Consider the following 25391-nt stretch of genomic DNA (forward strand, 5'->3'; position numbering starts at 1 on the left):
AATTAGATAAAAAACCGGGCATTGCCCGGTTTTAGTAGTTTATTTTAGCTTATCGAAGTTGTAACCAAACATCACCTCATGTGAACCAGAGTTATACTTTTTTATCCCAAGCAAGCTCCAGTCAAACGAGTACCCCAGCAAATAACGCTTTTGCCATGTAACCCCAACCATTACAGAAAGTGCATCCTTCCAACGAAGCGATAATCCCCCCCATACATTATACCCCTTTTGGATATATGTATATTTCCCGTTCAGCTCGAACTGCATAGGGCTACCGAACATGTATTTTAATAATGCTGATGTTTCTACCTCCATGTTTCGATTTAGGTTTACCCAGTAACCGCCACTAAGTAGCAAGTGCTGTTTCAATCGGCTTGTTCCAACTGGTTCAGGGTAAAACCTCAAACGCTGTCCAAAGAGTTGGTGAGCGGCAATTCCAACGTGGTAAGAGGTACTGTATAGGTAAAAACCAATTGAAGCATCGGGTGATACTACCGTTTTGGTGGCCTGAATTATTGCGGGATCGTACCGTGGATCAGGTTCTTCGCCCAAACTAAGTTTTGTACCATCGAGCCTGTAAAGCATCATGCCAAACGAAATACCTCCTGATATCCTGAGTCCCGATTCATCAAGCATCATATTATAGGCATAAGTACCCATGAAGTTTGTTTTTGCGGTTGGCCCCGTAACATCGTTTGTGATGTATGCACCCCATCCCATGTCGTACTTGGTGAATGGACCATAAACACTGGCGCTAACCGAGAAAGGCGCATCGTTTATTCCCACCCACTGATTACGATTGTTTCCCCTAATCTGGTAGTGATTCAGGGTCCCAGCAATGGCCGGATTGTACAGGTATGGGTTGAACATAAACTGGGAGAAGTGGGGAACCTGCTGGGTATTCCCTGTAAATGGGATAGAAATAATTAGCAGTAATGCTAGAATTAGTTTCCCGGGTTTAAGTGATGATATCATTTTCATAACCGTAATATTTTTGGGCTGTTACTTTACAATGGTAACAGAACCGGTTATTGGTTTCCAGTTTGCTCCTTGTGCTTCAATGTTAAACTTAATAACGTAGTAGTAAGTGCCAATTGGTAACTCATGACCACTATTCGACTTACCATCCCATCCCTTTGCGGCCTTATCGCCTGTGGCTGACCAAACCAGCGAACCCCAACGGTTGAAAATCTCTATGGAGAGGTCGGGGAATAGGTAACTCTTTGGAACTCGCCATATATCATTAATACCATCGCCATTGGGTGAGAATACATTACCAAATGCAAGATCGTCAACCACCTTGGTGTATAGCCTTATGGAATCGGTACATCCTGCCTCGGTTCTGGCTATCACATCAACCAGTATGTACTCATTTATTCTCTTGGTTATTGGGTCTTGGATTTTCACAATTCTATCCTGTGGGATTTGGTTCTTGATCTCCTGGTTGAATAGAATTTGTGAGTTCCAGCTGTTAGATGGTAGGAACATTTCGGCAGGTTTCCATTCAAAAGTGGTAGCATAATCAACGCTCTTGGTTATAACGTCGATATTGTACTCTTTACCCATCAGGATTGATATGATAGTATCCTGAACTGCTGAAATGTAAAGTGGAACATGTAGGCCTATTTCAGGAAGTACATTTAGGTTGATGGTGTCTTTTTCAATACACTGAGGCGTTCCAACGTAGTAAACCCTCAAAACATAGGATTTACTCTCGGTTAGCGAAACCGATAAAGTGTTTCCTTCCTGAATTTGAGTATTGCTTGGTAGTTCGTTCCAGTAATAAAGGAATGCAAGGTCTGGATCGCCACCACTTACTGAACCAACAAGTGTAACAGGGTTATTGAAGCAAACGGTGGTATCGTTGCCAGCAATTGCTCTGAAATTATACCTGTCCTCAATTCCAACAAAGAATGTAGTGTCGTAAACGCAGCCTTTAGTATCGGTTACCCTTAGAGTGTAGTTGCCCGATGAAATGTTGGTTAAACTATTATCGGTATCGCCTAAGCCTAGCCATTCAAAGGTTAGCTCGCTAAAGTCTCCTGTACCACCTGTTTTGCTATCTATGGTAATACTTCCCTTATCGGTACCATTTATTTCCCTACAGTATGCATCTTGGATATTGGCATTTAGCTTAAGCATGGCAGGGCCTTTAACCTCAAAGGTATCGGTTACGGAGCAGTTAAGAGCATCGGTTACTTGTATCCAGTATTTACCAACAACAATGTTCTCAAGATCCATTGTGGTTTGGCCATTTGACCAAAGGAAGGTGTAGTCGGGTTGACCACCACTAACCTGTACGCGTACATATCCCGATGGGTCATTTGGACAAGCCAGCGAATCGGCTGGGGTTAATCCGGTTATTATTATTGCAGGGGGTTCTGATAATGTAACCCTTAAAGGCGGATCAAAGTTGGCAGAGCAACCATTTCCATCCGTAACCGCAACATCATATACACCTGCAGGTAGATTCTCAAATACGCCAGTATTGTTAGATGATGTTACAGTACCGGTTATTGAGTAGGTTAGAGCACCAGTGCCACCTGTAGCTGTAATGTTAATAGCCCCAATGGCCTGGCCATTACAGGTAGGATCAAATTGAACAAGTTCAACTAACTGGATTGCACTAGGTTCAGTCATTGGAGGAACATCGGTTACCTCAGTTGTACATCCGTGCGAATCGGTAATGGTAAAGTTGGTGTAGGAACCAACTGCAACGCCAGTTGCCACGTTCCCAGTGGATGAGCCTCCATCCCAAGTTATTGTATACACGGGAGTACCTCCGGTTATATCGAAAGTTACTGAGCCGCTTGCTTGTCCGTTACACAATGGATTTTCAAGGCTTACAAATGTTGCAGTTAGAGGTGCGGGTTCAGCAATATCAACCTGTTGGTTGGGGAATACCGTTGAAATATTGTCTGTTATTGCTATCAGGTAGGAATCAGCAGGTAGGTTCTCGACGGTAAAGATATTACCTCCCTGGTCGATAACCGGAACCGGAGTCATGTCCGATAATCTTGTACACAGAACTGTAAATGGAGGGAATCCACCAGTTATGGTTATGGTGATTAACCCATCGGATAATCCATTACAGCTTACATCGTTTGAGGTAATATCGATATTGACACCACTAATAACCAAATCGCCTGTTTCTACGTTACAACCATTTACATCTGTTACTCTAACCCTGTAGGTTCCTGTACCTAGTCCGGTAAAATCACCTGTACCGTTTGAGATATTATTGGGGAGTAAAGTATAGGTTAGTGCACCAGTGCCACCTGTGGCTATTACATGTATTTCCCCATCGTTAGCTCCCGGAGTACTTTCTTGAACTACGTTTACATTAGTAATTACAAGCTGTGCAGGTTGAGTAACGGTAACCAGTTGCGATTGCGGACAGTTATTGATATCATTTACAACAACAACATAATCGTTTGCAGTGAGGTTGGTGAAAATATTTGATGGGTAGAAGGTTGTGCCACCATCAATTGAGTACTGCAACGGTGGCGTGCCTCCTGAAGCAATAATCTCGATACTACCGTTATTATCGCCATAGCATCCGGTAACATGGGTAACATTTATGTTATCGATACTGATAAGCGATGGAGAGTTAAGGGTGATAGGCCCTGTTGATACAGGTCCACAACTGTTTGCATCGGTAACATCTACGGTATAGGTACCAGCGCCTAACCCATTGAAAGTACCAGTTGTGTTAGTGATTGCCCCTGGGTTAAGCGTATAGGTCAAAGTACCTGTACCACCGCTGGCAACAACCGTTATGCTTCCAAATGAAGTGCAGGTAGGATCAACAGTGGTAATATTATCGATAGTTATAGCCGGAGGCTCACTGATGGTTGTGCTAGAGCTGGCCATACAGCCATTGTTGTCCATTACTTCAATAAGGTAGTTATTTGCAGCAAGGCCAGTAAATAATCCTGTACCCTGCCATGCTCCGCCATTGATACGGTATTGTATAGGAGCAACTCCGCCAGTAACTGTTACATTAATTTGACCATCTGATAGTCCATTACATGAAATGTTGGTAGTTGTAACGTTCAAAATTATTGGTGCGGGTTCATTTATAGTTACATCTTGCGATGTTGTACAAAGGTTGGCATCGCGCACTACAACATTGTAAATGCCACCGCTCAGGCCGGTCTTTAGGCTAAGGGCCTGCCATGTAGATCCACCATCGAACGAGTACTCGTAAGGTGGAGTCCCACCGGATGCAGTTACGTTAATTTCTCCGTTTCCATCGCCGTTACATACTAAATCAACAGTGGTGTAGGTGAACGTGAGTTGAGCAGGTTCAACAATGGTAAATGGTCCGGCAACAATGGGTCCGCAGCTATTAGCATCGTTAATTTCAACAGTGTAGGTACCTGCCGATAGATTTGTAAAGGTTCCTGTTCCATTTGTAGCCAAAACATTTGAACCAGCATCGAGCAGGGAATAGGTCAGAGGTGCTGTACCCCCTGAACCAGTTACGGAAATTGTACCATCGTTTGCTCCAAAGCATGTTATATCGGTAGCAGTTTGAGAACCTACTGATAATGGGGCTGGTTCAATTATAGTAAGGTCTTCTCCAATAGTTATACATCCATTAGCATCCTGAACAGCAGGGGTATAGGTTCCACCACCCAGTCCGGTAAATAGACCTGTTGCATTACCAAACGGTGCGCCTCCTGTAATACTGTAGTTGTAAGGAGCAGTACCGCCCGATGCAACAAGGGTAATTGTTCCATCGGATAGACCATTACAGGTGATATCGGTCTTTGTTCGGGTGGTAAAGAACAATGCAGGGGGTTGACCAACGGTAAAGTCCTGTGTTAGAATACAGCCATTGATGTCGCGAACATACATTGTGTAGTCCCCAGCAGTTAAACCGGTAAAGTTTCCGCTAGCAAAGTAGTTAATTCCATCAATTGAATATTCAAGAGCACCAGTACCTCCGCTAGCGATTGCATCAACCTCACCGTTGTTTCCACCAAAGCAAGTAACGTCGGTAACAGTGAGGGTGTTAATTACAATAGCAGGAGGACCTGTAATATCAGCAGGTTTAGTAACAATACACCCATTTGCATCGCGAACATAAACAGTGTAAGAACCAACCCCAACATTGAAAGTATAGGTTGTTGGGTAGAATGTAATCCCATCAATTGAAACCTGCTTTAATCCAGTACCTCCCGAAACGCCAGTAACCTTAATTGTTCCGTTTGTGTTGTACCAACAACCTGTTACGTTAGTGGTTTGAACCGTAAAGTTAATGGGCGAAGGTTGATTAATATAGATTGGGTTACCATTGTTTGCAGCAACAACGCAGCCATGCGAATCGCGAACCTTAATGTAGTAAGGGTTGGTTGGTCCGCCTGGTAGGTTTTCAAATACAGGGTTGGTACCCCAAACCTCGGGTTGATAGATTGAAAATTCGTAACCACTTCCAGATCCTCCCGCAACATTGCTAATAGTAATTTTACCTGTATTATCGCCGTAGCATGTAGTTATCTGTGTTATCTCATAGGTGAAAGAGATAGTGTTGGGATCAACCATTTCCACAGTTGTTGGCCAGGTTGCTGTACAGCCATTGGCATCGCGTACTACAATGTCGTAGTAGCCATCACCAACAGTAAAAGTGTTGCTTAGCTGGAAGTTTAATCCATTGTCGATGGAGTACTCCAGTGTACCGGTACCACCGCTGGCGGTAATGGTAATTGTTCCATCGGCGTAACCACTACATGAGATAGGCGTAGTAGTTACATCCGATATTACAATGGGAGCGGGTTCCGCAACATCGATATCTTCAGAATATGCGGGACATCCGTTTGCATCGGTTATATTCAGGGTATATGTTCCCGCAGCTAGGTTTGTAAAATCTGCTGGGGTTGGATGAGCTGGATTCTGTGTTCCAATTAGGCTTGCACCAAGGTAAAGGGTGTAAACGTAATTAGGCGTACCGCCATTTGCAAGTGCCTGGATTGACCCATTGGTATCACCTGAACACCCGCTAACAGGAACCACTGTTTTTGATGCAAGTCCAATGGCTGTGGGTTCAGTTAGCACAACGTTCCCCTGAGCCTGGCAGCCCAATGCATCGGTAACTGTAACAGTATAGGTAACGCCTGCGCTTAGGTTAGTGGCAGTTTGGTTGGTTTGAACGGGCGATGTGTCCCAGCTATAGCCGTAACCGGGTGTACCACCCGATACGTTTACAGTGGCCTGTCCGTTACTATATCCGTTACAGGTGGGGTCAGATGTTGTAAATCCATCAACCTTGAGTTCAGGGGCTACAGTAACCTGAACAACATTGCTGGGGTTGTTAACGCACGGTCCACTGTTCACTAACCTACGGAACCATGTGGTTTGGGTTAACGAACCGGGTTGGTAGTTAATACTGGTTGCGCCAGCAACATTGCTGAATGGACCTCCAGCGCCAACCGTACTACTTTGCCACTGGTAGGTGTAAGTTCCATTGCCACCTGTTGGGGTTAAACCGTCGAGTTGAGCGGGTGAGGTATTGTAACAAATGGTTTGATTGGCGCTAATAATATTATTCCCAATTGCCGGAAGAACGGTAATTGCCACTACGTTGCTAATGCTAACGCATGAGCCCGATGTTACTATCCTTCTGTACCATGTATTAGCCGTTAATGCAGGAGGCGAATAGTTTTGTGCAGTTGCTCCTACAATATTGTTGAATGGACCCGATACTCCTGTAGTGCTACGTTGCCACTGGTAAGAGTAAACACCGGAACCTCCTCCGGGAGCAGCTCCAGTAAGTTGAGCTGGAGTATCGTTATAGCATATGGTTTGGTCATTTCCAATTGTATTCCCAGTAATCTCAGGAATAATAGTTATGGTTACAGTGTTTGAGTTTGTAATGCCACATGTGTTTACTTCAACCCTACGGTAACAGCGGGTCTCGGTAAGACCAGCAGGCGGGTCGTAACTTGAACCGGTAGCACCGGTAATGGTAGTCCAGCCGCCCGCACAGTTCGATTGGTATTCCCATGTGTAAGTCCAGCTACCATCTCCACCTGAGGGTAAAGTAACGTTGTTAAGGGGTAGTGGGTCGCTGTTGTAGCATAGGGTTTGGTTACCGTCAATTGAACCAGCTGTTATATCGGGGTAAACCGTTACTGTTACCTCGTTGGAATATCCTGTACCGCAGCTGTTGGTTGCAACCCGACGGTAGGTTCGGGTTGTTGTTTGACCGGCAGGAATATCGTAGGTTAGGCTATTAACACCCAGCGAAGTCCATGGTCCAGCACCTTCCCTGTATTCCCAGTCGTAAGTCCATGCACCACTACCACCGCTTGGTGAGGTAACGTTAGTGAATGCATCGGGATCGCCATTGTAGCAAACTGGTGCAGGGGTACTAATTGTACCACCATCAACAGCTGGAGCAACGGTTACTGTTAGTGTATTGGAATATCCAGTACCACAGAGATTGGTTGCACCCCTACGGTAGCTTGTGGTTTGGGTAATGCCGGCTGGCGGGTCGTAGGTTAAACCGTTAGCCCCTGCAATGCTTGTCCAACCGCTTCCTGTATCCTGTTCCCAGAAGTATGTGAATGCCCCATTACCACCGCTTGCCGCTGAACTACTTGTAAATGCAGCAGGGTCGTCGCCATAACACACCGTTTGATCCGACGCAATTACTCCGCCATTGATATCGGCATAAATGGTTATGGTTACTGTATTTGAGTAAACTGTTCCGCAGTCGTTTGTTGCAACCCTACGGTAACAGCGGGTTTCGGTCTGGTTTGCAGGAGGATCGTAGGTTAAGCCTGTTTCTCCAGGTATAACAATCCAGGGACCTGCACAGTTGGACTGGTATTCCCAGCTGTAAGTCCAGGGGCCATTGCCACCTGAGGGGTCAACTGTGCTTGTAATAGCACTTGGGTCAGAGTTATAGCATAACGATTGATCACCTGCAATTGTACCTCCGTTCATTTGTGGGTAAACGGTAACGGTAATCTCGTTTGAGTATGCAAAACCACAGGCATTCTCTGCTTTTCTGCGGTATTGGGTAGTTTGTGTAATTCCAGCGGGAACATCGTAAGTTAAACCATTGGCACCGGCAATTGATGTCCATGATCCTGCGCCAACCTTTTGTTCCCAGCTATATGTCCAAGCACCAGTACCCCCTGCGGGAGACACTACATCGATAAATGCAGCGGGGTCGCCGCTGTAGCAAACACTTTGGTCGGAACCTATTGTTCCACCTGTAACCTGATCGTAAACGGTCACGGTTAGCTCGTTGGAGTAAGCTATTCCGCAAGTATTGTTAGCAACCCTTCGGTATTGAGTTGTTTGGGTTAAACCGGCAGGAACATCGTAGGTTAGCCCAGTTGCACCGCTAATGTCAGTCCAACTTCCAGCACCCACTTTTTCTTGCCATTGGTAGGTGAAAACGCCATCACCACCCGATGCCGGGGCGTCGTTATTGAAAGCTGCCGGGTCGCCTGCATAACAAATTGATTGGTTTGAACTAATACTACCGCCATTTAAATCGGCATATACGGTTACAGTGATAGTGTTAGAGTAAACGGTACCGCATCCGTTGGTTGCGGCTCTACGATAATCTGTGGTTTGTGTGAGTCCAGCAGGGACATCGTAAGTTAAACCGGTTGCCCCGGAAATATCGGTCCAGCTACCAGCACCCACTTTTTCTTGCCATTGATAGGTCCAGCTCCCATCTCCTCCTGTAGGTGAAGCGATATCGGTAAATGGGTCGGGATCGCCATTGTAACATATGGTTTGATCGCTACCAATTGTCCCCCCGTTGAGCTGGTCATAAACCAGCACTGTGGTTTGGGCGGAGTTGATACAACCGTTAGCATCCTGGACGGTTACGGTGTAATCGCCTGAATTATCAGGTGTGACGTTAGTTATGGATGGATTTTGGTCGGTAGAGCTGAAGGGTATCGTTGAGTTACTTGACCAGCTGTACGATACCATACCATTGGGAGCGGAGGAGAGGTTTATGGTTCCATTGTAGCAAGAAGGACCATCGTTACTTGCCGTAGCGTTTGGTAATGGATTTACTGTAATGTTAATGGCATTAGATAGCCTTGAGCACCCGGTAGTGGTTAATGTAACCCTTGCGCGGTATGAACCAGTTTGGGTTGCACTGTACTGATCGCTCGTAGCACCGCTAATATCAGCCCCGTCCTTACGCCATTGGTAAGCATAGTTCACGCCGGTAACGGCTTCAAGAAGCGCAGAGCCGCCCTGACAGAATGTAGTTGGGTCAGTGGTAGATATTGATGCAGTAGGTGATTGAAGAATTTCGATGCTAATATTATCAGAAGCAGTATTGGAACCCTCGTCCTCTACATCGCAAGTGAAATTATAGATGCCAGCAGGAGAATTGGTATTAAGAATGGCTACATCACCTGGAGGAACAATGGTAAGTACGTGTGTGTCACCTGACCAGGTGTAGGTATAATTACCAGGGTCGCCAACACCATTCTCTGTTTGAACAGTAAGAGTAAACGAACCGGAACCCTGACAGACCTGTGTTTGCCCACCCGATGGAACTATGGTTACGGTGAACTGTCCAAAAACTGGGGTAATTTCAAATGCCGATATTACAAGTAGCATGGCTGCTGCCTGTAATATCTTTCGGAAAGTATTATATGCTTTCATCTGCTTATATTTTTCACTCGTTAGAGTTTGATATTCTCAGTTTAAATATTTGTCAAAATATTACTGAATTTCAACAATGTTACTTGAGGCGGTACATCCATCGGGACTTGTGGTTAATACGTAGTATTTACCAGGTTGTTTTGCATTTTTAAATGCATCCTCGTTAACCATTTGGTTCCCGATGTAGTATTTAAGGCTGCAACCCGAAAAGTTCCCTTTAGTTTCAATTTCAACCTTGTTGTTTTTAAGCTTTAAAATTGGTTTAAAAATAGGATTAACACTTATTGTAACCGAGCTTGAAGCCTCATTACCCTCATTATCCTTTAGGAAAACTGTAAAAGTGTAAATGCCTTTGCTATTGGGCTTAAGAATAAGAATATTGCCAAGGTTTTTCTCAACAATCGATAAATCGCCTTCCCATTTGTAACTTATTCCTTCATCGGTACCCATATCGGTTTGGGCCACCAGGGTTATAGGTTGATTTGCACAAAAATTGGTTTTGTTATTTGGTGTAACTACTTTAACCGCTAAACCCTGAGCATTTAATAGGTTAATACTCAAAGTTAGTAATATTGTTATAGCTATGAAACTGATAAAGTTACGCATGATATAATTGTTTTATTAATGGAAACTATAAAAAACACTTAACCCAAATTTAATTCGAATGTAAAGCATTTTTTTGTTAAATCAACACGTAAAGTCAATAAAATTAATGTTTTAACGATAAAAAATATTTAATACATTGATAAACAAACAAATACGATATTTCCTTTCATTGGCGTTGATTGCAATGATGTTTCAACCCTATTACAAAACTATCAAAAAATCTGCCAAAACATTTAATAATCAGTAAAACAGCGATTAAGAATAAATAAGTCTTGATTTATGACCGAATTTGAACTTGGGAAAGGCAATTAATTGGTGTGCTTAAACTAGGACTTGAATGGGTTAGAACGGAATAAATCGGAATGTGAGGGAGATAGATGAAGTTCAAGTCCGTTATACGTGAGCCGTGAAACGTTAAAAGTTAAATGCTTGAATTTGAGTGGGAATGAGTGGGAATGAGTCGGAATATGAGGGAGTTAGAGGAAGTTAGATGAAGTTCAAGTCCGTGAAACGTGAGCCGTGAAACGTTAAAAAGTTAAATGCCTGAATTTGAGTGGGAATAAATCGGAATGAGCCGGAATGAGTCGGAATGTGAGGGAGTTAGAGGAATTTAGAGGAATTTAGATGAAGTTCAGGTCCGTTAAACGTGAGCCGTGAAATGTTAAAAGTTAAATGCATGAATTGGGATGGGAATGAGTCGGAATAGACAGAATATGAAAGAGATAGAGAAAGTTAGAGGGAAAATAAAAAGCATAATCAAAATATCATGGATTACAAATCGAGCTGAAAGAACGTAGTAAAATTTATTGAGAAAATTCGTCAATTAAATTTTTCAATTTACGAGTTTAAGTTTAAGATCCCCCTGTTTTTAAAATGGGAAAAACTCATTATTATTTCCAATGCAGAAATTGGTGTTTAGGATAAAATGAGATAATTTTAGGTTAGTCAATACTAGCAATATTAGGGCACCTCTTTACCAATAGATGCAGAATAAACCTGGAACCATTGCTGTGTGGTAAGTTTAGTTTTTAGCGCCAAAAAAGCATTCTTGATCCTTTCAAATTTTCCGCTACCTACTACAGGAATAATCCCTGCGGGGTGAGTGACGAGCCAGCTAATTGCTACCTGTTCGGGCAATAGGTTAGTTTCCTCCGAAATTTTGTGTATGGTCTTTGCAATACGTTTTTCGGTTTCAGATTTTGGATTGAGTATGCTTCCGCCACCTAAAGGCGACCAAGCCATAGGGATAATTCTTTTTTGCATCAGGTAATCCAGGTTACCATTGTGCAAATGCTCTAGCTGCAGTGGCGACACCTCAATTTGATTCACCTCCAGTGGGATATTAAGGAATGATTGCAATAGCTCTGTTTGATGTGGCAAAAAGTTCGAAACCCCAAAGTGCAAAACCTTTCCGGTACTTTTTAGATGGTTAAATGCTGTAGCTACCTCTTCAGGGTTAAGTAAGGGTGATGGCCTGTGAAGCAGTAAAAGATCGATACGGTCAGTTCTAAAATTCTTAAGCGATTGCTCTACCGAGCTAACAATATGATCATAGCTGTAATCGTAATGCTTTGTGGTTACATCGGGAAACCTTTCAGAAATAAGACGTATCCCACACTTAGTAACTATCTGAATTTGATTACGGACCTCGGGCTTAAGAGCCAGGGCATCGCCAAAAAGTTTTTCACAGGAGTAGTTGCCATAAATATCGGCACTATCAATTGTAGTAATACCTATATCGATGCATTGTTGGGTTAGGTAAAGGAGTTCATGCTGGCTCAAATTCCATTCGGGTAGTCGCCAGTGACCCCATACCAAAGGCGAAAGCGATATCCTGTCAGATCTCATTTTACAGCGATTAATCAATTTTATAGAACGATGATGCATCTTTAAGGTCAGCGGCAAGCTTTAACAGGTGCTCGGAATAGGTTCTAAGGTCGTTAGCTGTGTCGCTGGTGAACTTGCTAACATCTGAAAGTTTTTGCATGGAATCGCCTATCCGGTTTGTTTCCTGCTGTTGATCATCAAATTCAAACGAGAGCTGTTTGGCATGTTCGGCAATTCGCTTAACCTCATGGGCTAACTTTTCCATAACGTTACGAACCTCTTCCACTGTGGCAAGGCTTGAGTTTGCCAGATTTACTATGTCCTGTGCAGCCTGTTTCGACCGTTCGGCAAGCTTGCGCACCTCGCCAGCAACCACAGCAAAACCCCGTCCGTGCTCGCCAGCCCTTGCTGCCTCAACGGCAGCATTTAGTGCGAGAATGTTGGTTTGGAAAGCAATATCGTTTACAACCTGTATTCTATCGGCAACCATTTTCATTGCATCGAGCGCTTTTGCTGAGGTTTGGCTACCTTGCTTTATGGTATCAACAGCCTTGTTCGATATGTCGAGCTGTTCCTGAACCGACTTTGTGCTCTGCCCAATGGACTTAACCATTCGATGGATGGAGTCCGAAACCTCATCGGTGGTTAGGGTTAACTCGCCTACAGTAGAGGTGAGCGTTTCAGAGCTGGTGTTCATGGTTTTTCCGGTATCCATAATGCTTTCGGAAACCTGCCCTATTCCCCTGAACGTATCGCGTAACCTGGCAGCCATATCGGTAAGCGATTTCGAGAGCGTTCCAATCTCATCATCGGAATTATCGTTAAAAGCTGCTTGTAAGTTTCCTTTGCTAATTTCCTGAGCAAATTCAACCCCACGAGTTACACGTTTCGATATTTGATTGGAGATTATGCTTATTACCCCGCTAATCAGGATTAAACCGATAATTCCAATGATAATTAGAGAATATGTACGGGAACGCGATTCGGTTAAAACATCATCAATTATCACAATTACGCCTAGGCACCAGGGTGAGTCCGATCCTTTCATGGTAATGGGGTTAAAGTAGGCTACCACCTCCTTGCCTGTGTCGGAATGCTTGGCTGAAATTGTGAAGGCTTCGCCCCTGGCAATTTTATCGGAGATATGGTGAATACTATCCTCTTCGGCATTTATTTCCCTCATTGTTTTTCCCAAAACAGTTGTATCGGGGTGTGAAACGTAAACGCTGCCGTTGGATAGCAGGAAGGCATAGCTGTTTTTAAAAAGCTTTAGCTTATCAACACGTTCCTTGATTTCTGTCAGGGTAATGTCGCAGCCAACTGTACCCACTAGTTGGTTCCCATACGAGATTGGGCTTACCAGGCTGGTCATGGGAATTTTTACCCTATCGGCGTTGGTGTATTTCCAGTAGTAAGGCTCAAGAATGGTGTTGCCTTTTAAATTTTTTGTAACCCAGAGGCTTTTACTTGAGAGGTTCTCGAACGTAACGGTATCCTGCCGATATTTTAGAATATCGTCCTCCCAGTAAAATGTGCAACGCAAACGCCCCTTGCTTTTGCCGGTTCTGTCAATCTTGGACAAGTCCCAGTTTACCCAAAGCGATTTTATGTTATGATGCTCCTTAAGGACGTCGGAAACCATTCTGTTTTGCAGTTCAATCCAATCCTTTTGGTTTGTATTGTTGAATGCACGAAAAGCCTCGGCTAGTGTTTTTGTTATACTCAGTTCCTGGTTGAGTTGATCCTCGAAACTGCGGGCTGTTTCATTAACCAGCGTGTTAACATAGCTATGAGCATCCTTAAGGTTATCGTGCTGTATGCTCTTAATGATGAATACGAAAACTATCAGATATACAATGGCTGAGATGCCAACAAGGAGGAGAAGCATCTTGCTTTGTAAACGCCTTAAGTTTAATAATTTCATAGTCAATAATTTAATACCAGGTGAGATAGGTAAATATCCTTGGCAAAATAAATTTTTAACATAACTTAAGCAAACAAATCGATTTTTTTGTAATTTGTAAAATGCATTTATTGACAGATTAAGGAATCTATAAAGTTAATATTCAATGAAAAACAGACTAACCAATTTTACCATTTACTTGAGCATACTCTACACTGTTACGATGTTATCGTGTGGTAAAGCGTTGCCCACTAAGGAAAGTTTGAAATCCGAGATATTTGAGGTAGAATCACAGTTTTGTGATTATGTCAGGCAGCATGGTATTGCTGAAGGTTTTGCATTTTTTGCCGATGATTCGGCAACAATTCTTCGTGGCCGCGATAGCCTAATTAAAGGGAAAAATGCTATTTACCACTACTACTCAAACCCTCAGTACCTAGGGGCAAAAGTCGATTGGAAGCCTGATTTTGTAGAGGTTTCAAAAAGTGGCGACTTAGCTTACACTTATGGCCATTATACCTGGAAGGTTCCCAAAAGCAATGCCGACACATTGGTTGTTAAAGGAATTTTCCATACGGTATGGAAGCGCCAAACCGATGGAACATGGAAGTACGTTTGGGATTAATTATATTGAAAATTTTTAAAAGATATGGAACCCGAAAAACAGATTTGGCAATCGTCGAGCGGGAAAAACATTTTTGCATGGCAAATTAAACCCGTTGCTGCACCAAAGGCAATCATCCTAATTGTACATGGGCATGGAGAGCATTCGCTAAGGTATGTGCCCTGGGCAAAACGATTTGCATACCATGGCTTTTTAGTTCAGTCGTGGGACCACATTGGGCATGGCCAATCCGAAGGTAGAAGAGGGCATATCAAATACTTTGAGCAGCTGCTCTTTGAAATTGATTTGGCTATTACAAAAATTTCCCACGATTATCCAAAACTGCCAATAATACTTTACGGGCACAGCATGGGAGGAAACATTGCCCTGAACTATGCCATAAATAGACCAACCAAACTTGATCTATTGGTTGTAACCTCTCCTTGGTTAAAATTGGCAGTTCCTCCATCACCTGTAATGGAGGCTCTTAGTGAGTTCATGAATTTGGTTGCTCCATTTATTCAAATAAAATCGACCGTAAAGCCTGAGCAAATCTCCCAAATTCCTGAGGAGGTGGAGAAGTATGCAACCGATCCACTCAATCATGGGCTTATTACTCCTAGGCTTTATACATCAATCACAAGTTCCACCAAGTACATTTTTGGCAATGCCCAAAAGATTAGTATTCCTACTCTACTCATGCATGGCAGCGGCGATTCAATTACCTCGCATATAGCTACCAATGAGTTATCGCATAAAATTCCTAAGGCAACATACATTGAGTGGAGCGGATGTTACCATGAATTGCATCATGAGCGGGAAAGGGATGAGGTTTTCAATTCAATACTGAACTGGATTAATGAGCAGCTCTAAAATTGATTTCCGCACTGAGGTTACTGTAAGCGATTATCCTTTCCGTATTAGCTACCAAACACCTGTACTTTTCTGCGGTTCGTGCTTTGCCGAGAATATAGGTGGAATTATGCAAAGCTATAAAATGCCAGTACAGGTTAACCCGTTCGGGGTGGTTTACAATCCTTTATCGGTTGCAAAGGTGTTGAGGAACATTCTGCAAAATAAGCAGTATACTGGTAACGATTTAAATCACAGGAATGGCTTATGGTTCAGCTTTGATCACTACACCCGGTTCTCGTCCGAGAGTCAAGAAGAATGCCTGCTTAAAATTAATGATGCTTGCAGTAGCGCCCATGAATTCATTAAAAAGGCAAACTTGATAGCGGTAACATTTGGTACTGCACGGGTTTACAGGCTTGTAACAACGGGTCAGGTAGTGGCTAACTGTCATAAAATTCCTGCAAAGGAATTTACCCATACCCTGCTCTCAGTTGACGAGATTGTAACCGAGTGGTCGGAACTGATTGACGAGGTTTTGGCGGTAAGTCCGAACACTCGGTTTCTTTTTACAGTTAGTCCAATCAGGCACTGGAAGGATGGAGCAATTGGCAACCAGCTTAGTAAATCGACTCTTATTCTGGCTGTACACAGGTTAGTTGAAATCTATTCTGACAAAGCATTCTATTTCCCTGGATACGAAATCATGATGGATGATTTAAGGGACTACCGTTTTTACGATACGGATATGCTTCACCCATCGCAGCTTGCGGTCGATTACATCTGGCAAAAGTTCTCCGATGCTCTTATTGAGCGCCAGGCAATGCAAGTGACGGAAAAGGTTCATAGAATACAACAGGCCTTAAGCCATAGACCGGTTAATCCCAAATCCCAAGAATTTAAAAGGTTTGTAGATAAAATTTTGAATGAGGTAAATAGCATTCAAAAGCAATACCCCTTTCTTAACTTTTACGAAGAGGTAAACAAATTAAAAAGTTATATAGTATGATTTTATTCAAGAGTTTAAGAGTGTTGCTAAATGTTTTTCCCGTAACTGCCTGTTTGTTTTTTGCTGCTACTAATGCCTTTTCGCAGGATTCCACATGGGTTTGGCGTGAGAAGGGTAGCAGTAGCCTTAAGTTTTTTGGTTTAATAGCGTATCAGGAAGGGCGGGGTGAGCAGGGGTTTGGCATCCCTTTAGGCATAGGATTCCAAAAGCATTACCTAAACGGACGCTGGAGGGTAAATACCTCCATACAGGCAGCATCATACAGGACCTTTGCTATTACCGATGTCCCCGATAGCTACTACAGGGTAACTACTTTAGGCATATATTCAGATTTCGACATACTCAGGTATTACTCCTTTTCGGTTGTCCTTGGTGCCGGGGCTGGCCTATCGTATTCCCGAGGAATTACTTTAAGCTGGTGGAATGAGAATTTTGGTCAAACCATCCAAGATGAACCGTTCAATAGGTGGTACCCTTCAGTCTATTTAGCATACGGTATTCGCATAGCTCCTCGTAAAAGCAAGTATGCCGTTGAGATATTCCTGCCACCCGGAGGGCATGCCAACAAAAATTTCTACCTGTTACATGCCATCAGAGTAGGGGTTGACTATAAATTCTAGAGCGATTGTTCTTTCCAGTTCAGTAGGGTTTGAGCAGCACTGGCAATGTCGGGCCCAAAGGATACTATACCTTCTTCGTGCCCAGCCATAACAAGTATGCCCTTGCTTTTGAGGTCGGTTTGGCTGTAGAGCCTAATTACCTCCTTAGCCATTTCAGGGGTTCCATACTCTGCTTGTTTCCCTGTCTTAGGAACACGGCGCAGCAGTGCGCGCCACAGGTTTAGGTTGTGGATATGGATAACTGCACCAATTTTGGGATCGCAAAGATAAAGCACTGCGTGTGTCATCGATTCCGACGAAGCTATGACTGGGCCAGTAGCATCAACAGTATTCCTATGAATGTTAAACGAGGTAACCAGGGCAAAGTGCTGTTTGCCAATCTCGGCAAACCCACCCGTTCCACTACCGGTAATCAGAAACTCATTACCACTTGTCCGGCAGCTTAGGTTCCCGTAACCAATTCCCTTACTATCAACCCCCACAAATCCCTTTTTATATAAAACCTGACGCCAGTATATCAGTTCCTCAGTAAGGGGCGATTCAATAGGGTCGGTTTTTGTCCAGTTGCAGTTGAATTTGATTATACCGTCTTTCATGGGTTACGAAAATTCAATAAACTAAAAGTTTGGATTGGTTCTGGGATTAAGTAATTAGATAACAAAATTAAAAAGATCTACTAATAATTTGTTAACCAAGTATCGGGTAGAGTAAACAAACTAAATTTGAGAAAATAAAAGTTTGAGAAATTATTATGAGTAACAAAGAACTTATAAACTTAAGTATTTTCTGAAATTCTTGTCGTTGGTATGTCTTTCATTATATTAGAATTACATTATTTCCTAAGACTTAATATGAAGTTCCAAGCAATATGAGTCTTAAAAGGATGTTGAATTATTGCATTTGAACCTTTCAATAATTTTATCCCAATTTTCTTTAAATTCTTTAATGTGTTTTGGCTCAACAGTAAATCCTTCATAAGACTTACCTTGTTTATTTACTTCATCAATATATATTAAAACATTATTTTTAATATTAACCTTTCGAGTTGGGTGTTTTGATAAATATTCATTTCTAGCTTTTTGAATAACACTATTCCAATCATTTCGGTCTAGAATATAAAAGTCTGGTCGTTGTCTATCATGTATTTCCTCCATATCTACAAAAACAATAAATGAGTTATTATCATTAATACCTTTGCAATTAGGCCAAGCAGGGCCTTGTTTACACTTAACTTCAATTTTTAAAAGTGTATCTGAATCCTCAGAAAAGATTATTAAGTCTGTTCGTTTTTGATTTCCAAGTGTAAGTTGAGCATAAACATTTCGTTTGCCCAATTCTGCTGCAACATAATACTCTCCAGTTATTCCTAGAATTGATTTACTGACTTTCATTTTATTGTTATCTATTTAGGTTCATTAATAATTTAATGTTGTTTACCACGCCCTTCTCGGTAATAAAACCGCTTATCAGCCGGGCTGGTGTTATATCAAATCCGTAGTTTACAGCCGGGGTATTTTCTGGACAAATCAGCATATCGACTATATTCCCATTATACAAGCCCCTAACGTAGCGCACTTCGTTGCCCGATCGTTCCTCAATTGGGATTTTCCCTAGGCCTTCGGCTAGGGCGAAGTCGATGGTAGAGGTGGGTGCAGCTACGTAAAAGGGAATACCATTATCGTGTGCGGCGAGGGCTTTCAGGTAGGTGCCAATTTTATTGGCGGTGTCACCATTCGCGGCTATTCTATCGGCACCGGTAATCACCATGTCCACCATTTGATTTTGCATAAGGTGTCCACCAGTATTATCGGCTATCAGCGTATGTGGAACGCCCTCGTTAAGCAGTTCCCAAGTGGTAAGGGCTGCCCCTTGGTTCCGGGGGCGGGTTTCATCGACCCAAACATGCAGCTTAATACCTTTACGGTGTGCAAGGTATATGGGCGATAGGGCTGAACCGTAATCGGTAAAGGCAAGCCAACCGGCATTGCAATGGGTGAGGATATTGACAACACCGCCCTTTTTTCTCTCACTAATCTCTTCAATTAATGGCAACCCATGTAGGCCAATTAGCCGGCAGCTCTCAGCATCATGGTCGGCAAGCTGCTTTGCCGCATCAAGGGCTATGTGTGCCTTTTCTTCTAAAGTTAAACCGCTCGCAACCCTGGGACAAACTTTATCGATAGCCCATTTCAGGTTAACCGCGGTGGGTCGGGTGTTTAGAATTTCCGTAATGGCTCCATCAACAAATACCATCGGTTGGTTGGCCTGAAACGCATCGCGGTAAGCCAAGTACACACCAAATGCTCCAGCCACACCAATTAGGCCGGCTCCACGCAGGTGCATCTCCTTTATGGCTATGGCCATCTGCTTATAGGACGATATTGTTTCAATATGGAACTCATGTGGTAGATAGCGTTGGTCAATTATTTGAACATCGGGCAGTTGGCCCTCATCAACCCAAATGGTTCTGTAGTATTGGTCTGCTACACGCATTGTTTTTACTCAACTTAGTGTCAAAGGTAAAAAGCTGTTTGAAAAAATCAATGTAATTGTAGTCGGAAATGCTTTTTTTGACTGATTTGCATTAAATTTACTATGTTAAATTAAAAAGTCGTTCAGTTAATAAAAATAAACATGCCTTTTGTTATCCTGAGTGAAACGAAGGATCTCAGTCAATGCTAAAAGAGAAAAAGTGCATGGAGATGCTTCGTTGAAGTCTATCCCGATAAATCGGGACTCAGCATGACAATGGAGCAGAAGGGAAGTAAGGGTTTTTGTCATCCCGAGCAAAGTCGAGGGATCTCATCAAAGGACTGAAGAGAAAAAGAGTAAAGAGATGCTTCGGCGAGCTCAGCATGACAAATAATCTAACTACACGGCAATGATGTTTAATACTAATGTATATGCCTACAATTGGAATTATTGGCGGCTCCGGGCTCGATAACCCTGATATTATTAAAGATGCCACCACGCTTAGGGTAGATACCCCCTACGGGAATCCATCGTCGCTGCTGAGGGTTGGGACTATTGGCAGTAACAGGGTGATTATTATTGCCCGCCATGGACATAGCCATGAGTATAGCCCAACTGAGGTAAACTACCGGGCAAATATTTACGCGCTCAAGCATCAGGGTGCCGATTGCATTATAGCCACTACTGCTTGCGGAAGTTTACGAGCAGAGATTGAACGGGGTGACTTTGTTTTACTTGACCAGTTCATTGATTTTACCCGAAAGCGCATTAATACTTACCATGAATCCTTTGCCAGTGGTGCGGTTCATACCCCCATGGCCGATCCCTTCGACTCGGCATTGCGTGCCCATATCCTTGATTGTGCCGGCAGGGTAGGGGTTAAGTGTCATCCACGGGGAACCGTGGTAACCATTGAGGGGCCGCGCTTTTCCACCCGTGCCGAATCAATGATGTTTCGCAGCTGGGGAGCCGATGTAATTAACATGTCGGTTGCCACCGAGGTGGCCCTGGCCAACGAGCTGGCCATTCCCTATGCTGCCATTGCCATGAGCACCGATTACGATTGCTGGAAAACCGATGAACCACCCGTGAGCTGGGAGAAGATAGTTCGCATTTTTGAACAAAATGCTCAACGCATGATTGCGCTACTACGCATGGTAGTTGAAACCTTAAAGTAAAGCCCATGTTTACAATTCGAAAGGCAACACCTGCCGATATAGAACCGGTTTACCAGCTAATTTGCGACCTTGAGGGTGAGAGCCTCAATTACTCATACTTTGCTGAGAATTACCGAAGGAATCTTGAAGATAGCACGGTGCATTACTGGGTAGCCTGCCATGGCGAAAAGGTTATAGGTTTCTTGAGCATGCATGTTCAGCGTATTCTGCATCACGTGAGGTTAACCTGTGAGCTCCAGGAGCTAAACGTTTTGCCCGGGTATCGCTCGCAGGGGGTTGGCAGCATGCTGAAGGAGCAAGCGGAGAAACTTGCCAAAGACCTCGGTCTTGAAGAGGTTGAACTTACCACCCGAAATTACAGGGTGCGAACACAGGAATTTTACAAACGGTTGGGATACGAGCAAACACATCTCAAGTATGTGAAAAAGCTTTAGAGAGCAATATTAGCCATGGATACATTGCTTATGCACAACATCTTGTTAGGCCGTTTTAGTTACATTCAATTAAACTGTTACTATCTCTGAACCGTTACTAAAATTCTATATATTAAAAATTGCATGGTAAAATAATCTATATACTGCAAATCAAATTTGACAAAACTCAATGAACTTTAAAAAGCGTGGAATATTTTTCTGTGGAAATGCTTTAAGTCAACCCGCAAATTGTCCAATATTTTTTTGGCTGTGACAATTGTTTACCTATATTTGTTCAAGCATTTTAGCAGGTAAGAGGTTGGAAACTAAACAGCAATAAACCAAAACACAATATATCGTAAAATGCTTAACATTGTTTTATTTGGCCCCCCGGGCGCAGGCAAGGGCACTCAATCCCAAAAAATAATTGAGAAATACAAGCTGCAGCATCTGGCTACTGGCGATATGCTTAGGGCTGCAATACGTGAACAATCGCCAATTGGAGTAGAGGCTCAAAAGTATATCGATAAAGGGCAGCTGGTTCCCGATGAGATGGTAATCAATTTGATTACCGGAGAACTCGATAACCACCACGATGTTCCGGGCTTTGTTTTCGATGGATTTCCCCGAACTACCGTACAGGCCAAGAAACTCGACGAAATGCTCGATGCCAAAAAAGCTCCCATTACCATAATGTTAGCCTTGGAGGTTGAGTACGATCAGCTTTTAGCTCGCCTGCTAAACCGGGGAAAAATGAGCGACCGCAGCGATGACCAGGACGAAGGTATTATCCGTGGCCGGCTCGATATCTACAACAAAACAACCCTGCCGGTAATGGATTACTACAAGGCGCAGGGCAAGTACCGTGGCGTTAACGGAATGGGTACTATCGATGAAATATTTGAGCGAATTTGCCAGGTGATTGACAGTAGCCGGTAACAAAGCCTAATTAATACATCAAGGCCATCGAGGTAGTCGATGGCCTTTCTTGTTCCATATAATAATAAACTGTAAGCACCCCCGTCATTGAATTTCTTTTTAGAGAGATTTTATTACTGGCATTTACCTTAGGCTATCTGGGAATATTTACTCCCACTCAAGATTGACTAAGGTTTTAGTATGACATTTGGATACTATAGGAGTAAAGGTTCTAAAATCCAGAGATATTTAAAAATGACAAATTAAACTCTGAAATTTAAATAAAAGTCCGTTTGATGTACATTAAATATTTTTTTATTTGTTTGTAATTGACCTGGCAGTTATTAAACCTATACACCTAAATCAGTTGCATAGGGATGATTTTTTAGGATAAATAAACGACATAACACCAAACAATGAAAAAAAGGGTAAGACAACCTTTGCTGCAAGTTGACTGTAAAAAACAAATGAAACCCCTCCACACAAAAATGCAATACTATGATTGTCCATTCTGCAACCGTCCCTTCGCTGCTACACACTTGCTCTTTTCGCCCACCCGCTAAATCTGCAATTGATTAAATCGGCAATAATTGCTATTTTTGAACACAGCTGTCCAAAATAATTTAAAATCAAAAAATGCCTATCAGTTAATCAGGCAGTTAGGATTCAAAAGCAACCATTTTAAAATTAAACCCTACCCTGCAAAAAGCTTTAGCTGTACCGCATCCTCCTTTCTGGGACGGACAAAGGGCTGGTTTAGCCATTCCCACAGGTTAATCTTCACGAATAGGTTCAACCGGACAAAGCTAACCAGGTTCGACATGTGCCACTGGTACTTGGCCTTGGCTTTCAGGAATGTGAGCAGCAGTATAGTGATCAGCGCCGTCCAGATCTGGATCTGCACAGCGTTCTCGGATGTGCCCACAAACGACTTAATCCTAAGGTTCTGCTTGATTAGCTTGAAGAACGACTCGATGTGCCACCGTTCCCTGTAGATGCGTGCCACGGTGGTTGCTGTCCAGGAACGGTTGTTGGTAATGAAGACCAGCTCGTTCTTATTGACCTCGTCCCAGTACCTCACCCGGCGGAGCAGCCTGGGGTAATCGTGCTGGCTTTTTACCCCGGAAAGGCGTATGTTGGAGTCCTGCAGCACATTCCTATCCCTTTCCCCCGACACGTCAAAGTCCTCGACCAGCTCGTAGTCCAGGTTATCCTTGGAGCGGGTGACGAACCAGGTGTTCATGCTGTCCAGCTTGTTCCACCAGGAAAAGTCGTAGTAGCCCATATCGAATACCAAAATGCTACCCGAGGGCAAGCTCATGCCCCTGGCGGCGGTAATGTCGGCCACGCTGCCCCGGGTCAGGTCGGCAAAGGCCGGAAGGCATCCCTCGTAGTCCAGCAGCAGGTGCAGCTTGACAGCGCCCTTGCGCGTCCTGAACTTCGCCCAGTCGTACAGCGACAGCGATATGACGCTGGCGTCCAACAGGTAAACCTTTCGCCGTATCTGGCGCAGGGCCGGCTTGGCAAACCTGAAATGCGCCCTGAAATGCGCCGCCAGGGCGTAGTAAAACTCTTCGAATAGCTTGCTGGGCCGCCTCCCGTTAATGTAGGATATGCTCGACTTGGATGGGGCCTGCGTGCAGCCCAGGTGGACTATGTTACCCGTTATGCTCCTTAAGCCGTTCGAGATATCCCGTACCGAGCTAAGCTGCCCCAGGTGGCAAAACACCATGCTGATGAGGTGTGTCCAGCTATCAATCCCCTTACTGTACTTGTCCCCGTTGTACCTCTTTACGATATCGGAGAATATATGTCGGGGTATAAGGCTGGTGATTTGGGAAAAAAGTGTTAACTTTACCATGGGAGTTGGTTTTTTTGGTCAATGTAAAACTATCCCTTAACGGGGATATTTCCAACTCCCATTTTTTAGCTACTAAATTCTATTTTGGACGGATGTGATTTTTGAATAAAATATTCTTGCTATGTATCTGACGAATAGAGCATATATAAAACCCGATATGAAAATGTCGGATTTGATAGTCGAAAACCCGAGGCTATTAATTCTTTTGGAACATTTCAATTTAGATTTTGTGGTAAGCGACAAAACAGTTTCTCTGCTATGTGACGAGAATTCAATACCTCTTCAACTATTTCTACTCTTTGGAAATCTTTACAATGGTTATCAACCAGAAGTGAGTCATATAGGTTCGCCTGAAGACATAAAAACCATTATTATGTTTCTAAGAAACAGTCACATATACTATAAAGAAGAAAAATACCCTGAAATACTTAGTTACATTAAACAGATTCAAGATAAAACGCATAATAGTGAGATTAAACTTATTGAGAACTTTTTTAAAGACTACTTTACCGAAGTGCTCGAACATCTGGATTATGAAGAGACAATAGCCTTTCCTTACATTGTTAATCTTGTTGAGCAAAAGGGTAAGCAAGTAAATTCAGATTTTTCAGCAAATGAATATCGAGAACACCATACTGACATTGAAACAAAACTTACCGACCTGAAAAACCTGCTATTAAAACACATAAAGATTTCAAACGAGCTGCCCTTAAGAAGAAAATTGTTCCTTTCATTGTTTGAGCTAGATTTTGATTTACAGTTACACGCAATGATTGAAGAATCAATTCTACTGCCAATAGTTGCCGATATTGAAAGTACTATGAGAAATGAGTAGGGCTAAAATAAATATTGCTATTTTAGAATCTTCTTCAATTGTTTTTGAAGGCATAGTTTCTTTACTTTCGAAAACCGATAGCAATTATAACTACTATCATTGTAATAGTATTGAAGCACTTAACCACTATTGTTTTAAACACAAAATCGACATAGCTATTGTTAACCCTCTTCTTTTGGTCAATATTCAGGATGATTTCAACAGGTTCAGAAGAGAACATAGTGATATTTACCTATTGGGTATTGTATATTCTGTCTTTGATAGGGCAACATTAGATATTTTTGACGAGATAATTCAAATTACCGACAAAACAGGTGATGTTATCGCAAAGTTACATAATGGAAAAGGTAGCAAGAAAGAGTCAATTAATATTCGTGAAGAGTTGACTGCAAGAGAAATTGATATACTGGTTCAACTACTCAAAGGCCTTTCAAATAAAGAAATTGCCGAAGAATTAAACATCAGTATCCATACCGTTATTAGCCACAGAAAAAACATTGTCGAAAAAACTGGCATCAAGAGTTTGCCCGGTCTTACAATTTATGCCATATCAAAAAAAATCATTCCTCCAGGTTACTAATCTATCCCTACAAAAGGGGATAAGATGCCATCAAAAACCCAACTAATAGCTATTACACAGGC

18 protein-coding genes are annotated in these 25391 nt (G+C 42.8%); 9 read left to right on the forward strand and 9 right to left on the reverse strand.

The features are described 5' to 3' along the window. Positions 1-39 precede the first annotated feature (39 nt). The 5 genes from AB6811_RS05400 to AB6811_RS05420 all read right to left on the reverse strand — a co-directional run bounded on the left by AB6811_RS05400 (position 40) and on the right by AB6811_RS05420 (position 14008). The gene (locus tag AB6811_RS05400) at positions 40-981 is read right to left on the reverse strand and encodes a PorP/SprF family type IX secretion system membrane protein (RefSeq protein ID WP_369489420.1); all 942 of its coding nucleotides are present in this window, start codon (positions 979-981) and stop codon (positions 40-42) included. Positions 982-1002: 21 nt separating this feature from the next. Beyond that, complete coding sequence (locus AB6811_RS05405) at positions 1003-9651, reverse strand: DUF8696 domain-containing protein (RefSeq protein ID WP_369489421.1); 8649 nt, start codon at positions 9649-9651, stop codon at positions 1003-1005. 60 nt (positions 9652-9711) lie between these two features. Further along, entirely contained in the window at positions 9712-10257 is a 546-nt protein-coding gene (locus tag AB6811_RS05410) for a hypothetical protein (RefSeq protein WP_369489422.1), read from the reverse strand. A 960-nt stretch (positions 10258-11217) separates the two neighbouring features. After that, complete coding sequence (locus tag AB6811_RS05415) at positions 11218-12105, reverse strand: aldo/keto reductase (RefSeq protein WP_369489423.1); 888 nt, start codon at positions 12103-12105, stop codon at positions 11218-11220. Between the two features lie 10 nt (positions 12106-12115). Further along, positions 12116-14008: a methyl-accepting chemotaxis protein gene (locus AB6811_RS05420; RefSeq protein WP_369489424.1), complete on the reverse strand. Its 1893-nt coding sequence runs from the start codon at positions 14006-14008 to the stop codon at positions 12116-12118. A gap of 145 nt (positions 14009-14153) precedes the next feature. On the opposite strand from AB6811_RS05420, the gene AB6811_RS05425 reads away from it, so the two are divergent. The 4 genes from AB6811_RS05425 to AB6811_RS05440 are packed head-to-tail and all read left to right on the forward strand — an operon-like array spanning position 14154 to position 17072. Next, positions 14154-14612, forward strand: a complete 459-nt coding sequence (locus AB6811_RS05425) for a YybH family protein (protein ID WP_369489425.1) — start codon at positions 14154-14156, stop codon at positions 14610-14612. A gap of 24 nt (positions 14613-14636) precedes the next feature. Next, positions 14637-15464, forward strand: a complete 828-nt coding sequence (locus tag AB6811_RS05430) for an alpha/beta hydrolase (protein WP_369489426.1) — start codon at positions 14637-14639, stop codon at positions 15462-15464. Next, positions 15451-16452 carry a GSCFA domain-containing protein gene (locus AB6811_RS05435; RefSeq protein WP_369489427.1) on the forward strand — a complete coding sequence of 334 codons (1002 nt, stop codon included), beginning with the start codon at positions 15451-15453 and terminating at the stop codon, positions 16450-16452. The genes AB6811_RS05430 and AB6811_RS05435 overlap by 14 nt, the downstream gene beginning before the upstream one ends. Continuing rightward, positions 16449-17072, forward strand: a complete 624-nt coding sequence (locus AB6811_RS05440) for a hypothetical protein (protein ID WP_369489428.1) — start codon at positions 16449-16451, stop codon at positions 17070-17072. Before AB6811_RS05435 ends, AB6811_RS05440 begins: the two co-directional genes overlap by 4 nt. Here the strand turns inward: AB6811_RS05440 and AB6811_RS05445 are convergent. The 3 genes from AB6811_RS05445 to mtnA form a co-directional block, all read right to left on the reverse strand. After that, positions 17069-17668, reverse strand: a complete 600-nt coding sequence (locus AB6811_RS05445; RefSeq protein WP_369489429.1) for a class II aldolase/adducin family protein — start codon at positions 17666-17668, stop codon at positions 17069-17071. The genes AB6811_RS05440 and AB6811_RS05445 overlap by 4 nt on opposite strands. 279 nt (positions 17669-17947) lie before the next feature. Next, entirely contained in the window at positions 17948-18463 is a 516-nt protein-coding gene (locus tag AB6811_RS05450; RefSeq protein ID WP_369489430.1) for a hypothetical protein, read from the reverse strand. A gap of 7 nt (positions 18464-18470) precedes the next feature. Next, entirely contained in the window at positions 18471-19565 is a 1095-nt protein-coding gene (gene mtnA, locus AB6811_RS05455; RefSeq protein ID WP_369489431.1) for an S-methyl-5-thioribose-1-phosphate isomerase, read from the reverse strand. Between the two features lie 410 nt (positions 19566-19975). Between mtnA and mtnP the strand changes: the two genes are divergently transcribed. The 3 genes from mtnP (at position 19976) to AB6811_RS05470 (ending at position 22074) form a co-directional block, all read left to right on the forward strand. Further along, positions 19976-20722, forward strand: coding sequence for an S-methyl-5'-thioadenosine phosphorylase (mtnP, locus tag AB6811_RS05460; RefSeq protein ID WP_369489432.1), 747 nt, complete (start codon positions 19976-19978; stop codon positions 20720-20722). 5 nt (positions 20723-20727) lie between these two features. Then, positions 20728-21156 carry a GNAT family N-acetyltransferase gene (locus tag AB6811_RS05465; protein WP_369489433.1) on the forward strand — a complete coding sequence of 143 codons (429 nt, stop codon included), beginning with the start codon at positions 20728-20730 and terminating at the stop codon, positions 21154-21156. Between the two features lie 342 nt (positions 21157-21498). Next, entirely contained in the window at positions 21499-22074 is a 576-nt protein-coding gene (locus AB6811_RS05470) for an adenylate kinase (RefSeq protein ID WP_369489434.1), read from the forward strand. A gap of 673 nt (positions 22075-22747) precedes the next feature. On the opposite strand, the gene AB6811_RS05475 is transcribed toward AB6811_RS05470, so the two are convergent. Beyond that, positions 22748-23914 carry an IS4 family transposase gene (locus AB6811_RS05475; RefSeq protein WP_369489435.1) on the reverse strand — a complete coding sequence of 389 codons (1167 nt, stop codon included), beginning with the start codon at positions 23912-23914 and terminating at the stop codon, positions 22748-22750. A 163-nt stretch (positions 23915-24077) separates the two neighbouring features. Here AB6811_RS05475 and AB6811_RS05480 point away from each other — a divergent pair, with 163 nt between their 5' ends. Together AB6811_RS05480 and AB6811_RS05485 are read left to right on the forward strand one after the other, a co-directional pair. Beyond that, positions 24078-24749: a hemerythrin domain-containing protein gene (locus tag AB6811_RS05480; protein WP_369489436.1), complete on the forward strand. Its 672-nt coding sequence runs from the start codon at positions 24078-24080 to the stop codon at positions 24747-24749. Next, on the forward strand, positions 24742-25329 hold the full coding sequence (locus AB6811_RS05485; protein ID WP_369489437.1) for a LuxR C-terminal-related transcriptional regulator: 588 nt from the start codon (positions 24742-24744) through the stop codon (positions 25327-25329). The genes AB6811_RS05480 and AB6811_RS05485 overlap by 8 nt, the downstream gene beginning before the upstream one ends. Positions 25330-25391: the final 62 nt, after the last annotated feature.

The sequence above is a fragment of the Tenuifilum sp. 4138str genome (assembly GCF_041102575.1).
Lineage (GTDB): Bacteria > Bacteroidota > Bacteroidia > Bacteroidales > Tenuifilaceae > Tenuifilum > Tenuifilum osseticum.

What these genes read in the sequence shown, in the direction of transcription:
- AB6811_RS05400 (WP_369489420.1), bottom strand. Translation starts at nt 981, where the DNA reads ATGAAAATGATATCATCACTTAAACCCGGGAAACTAATTCTAGCATTA.
- AB6811_RS05405 (WP_369489421.1), bottom strand. Translation starts at nt 9,651, where the DNA reads ATGAAAGCATATAATACTTTCCGAAAGATATTACAGGCAGCAGCCATG.
- AB6811_RS05410 (WP_369489422.1), bottom strand. Translation starts at nt 10,257, where the DNA reads ATGCGTAACTTTATCAGTTTCATAGCTATAACAATATTACTAACTTTG.
- AB6811_RS05415 (WP_369489423.1), bottom strand. Translation starts at nt 12,105, where the DNA reads ATGAGATCTGACAGGATATCGCTTTCGCCTTTGGTATGGGGTCACTGG.
- AB6811_RS05420 (WP_369489424.1), bottom strand. Translation starts at nt 14,008, where the DNA reads ATGAAATTATTAAACTTAAGGCGTTTACAAAGCAAGATGCTTCTCCTC.
- AB6811_RS05425 (WP_369489425.1), top strand. Translation starts at nt 14,154, where the DNA reads ATGAAAAACAGACTAACCAATTTTACCATTTACTTGAGCATACTCTAC.
- AB6811_RS05430 (WP_369489426.1), top strand. Translation starts at nt 14,637, where the DNA reads ATGGAACCCGAAAAACAGATTTGGCAATCGTCGAGCGGGAAAAACATT.
- AB6811_RS05435 (WP_369489427.1), top strand. Translation starts at nt 15,451, where the DNA reads ATGAGCAGCTCTAAAATTGATTTCCGCACTGAGGTTACTGTAAGCGAT.
- AB6811_RS05440 (WP_369489428.1), top strand. Translation starts at nt 16,449, where the DNA reads ATGATTTTATTCAAGAGTTTAAGAGTGTTGCTAAATGTTTTTCCCGTA.
- AB6811_RS05445 (WP_369489429.1), bottom strand. Translation starts at nt 17,668, where the DNA reads ATGAAAGACGGTATAATCAAATTCAACTGCAACTGGACAAAAACCGAC.
- AB6811_RS05450 (WP_369489430.1), bottom strand. Translation starts at nt 18,463, where the DNA reads ATGAAAGTCAGTAAATCAATTCTAGGAATAACTGGAGAGTATTATGTT.
- mtnA (WP_369489431.1), bottom strand. Translation starts at nt 19,565, where the DNA reads ATGCGTGTAGCAGACCAATACTACAGAACCATTTGGGTTGATGAGGGC.
- mtnP (WP_369489432.1), top strand. Translation starts at nt 19,976, where the DNA reads ATGCCTACAATTGGAATTATTGGCGGCTCCGGGCTCGATAACCCTGAT.
- AB6811_RS05465 (WP_369489433.1), top strand. Translation starts at nt 20,728, where the DNA reads ATGTTTACAATTCGAAAGGCAACACCTGCCGATATAGAACCGGTTTAC.
- AB6811_RS05470 (WP_369489434.1), top strand. Translation starts at nt 21,499, where the DNA reads ATGCTTAACATTGTTTTATTTGGCCCCCCGGGCGCAGGCAAGGGCACT.
- AB6811_RS05475 (WP_369489435.1), bottom strand. Translation starts at nt 23,914, where the DNA reads ATGGTAAAGTTAACACTTTTTTCCCAAATCACCAGCCTTATACCCCGA.
- AB6811_RS05480 (WP_369489436.1), top strand. Translation starts at nt 24,078, where the DNA reads ATGTCGGATTTGATAGTCGAAAACCCGAGGCTATTAATTCTTTTGGAA.
- AB6811_RS05485 (WP_369489437.1), top strand. Translation starts at nt 24,742, where the DNA reads ATGAGTAGGGCTAAAATAAATATTGCTATTTTAGAATCTTCTTCAATT.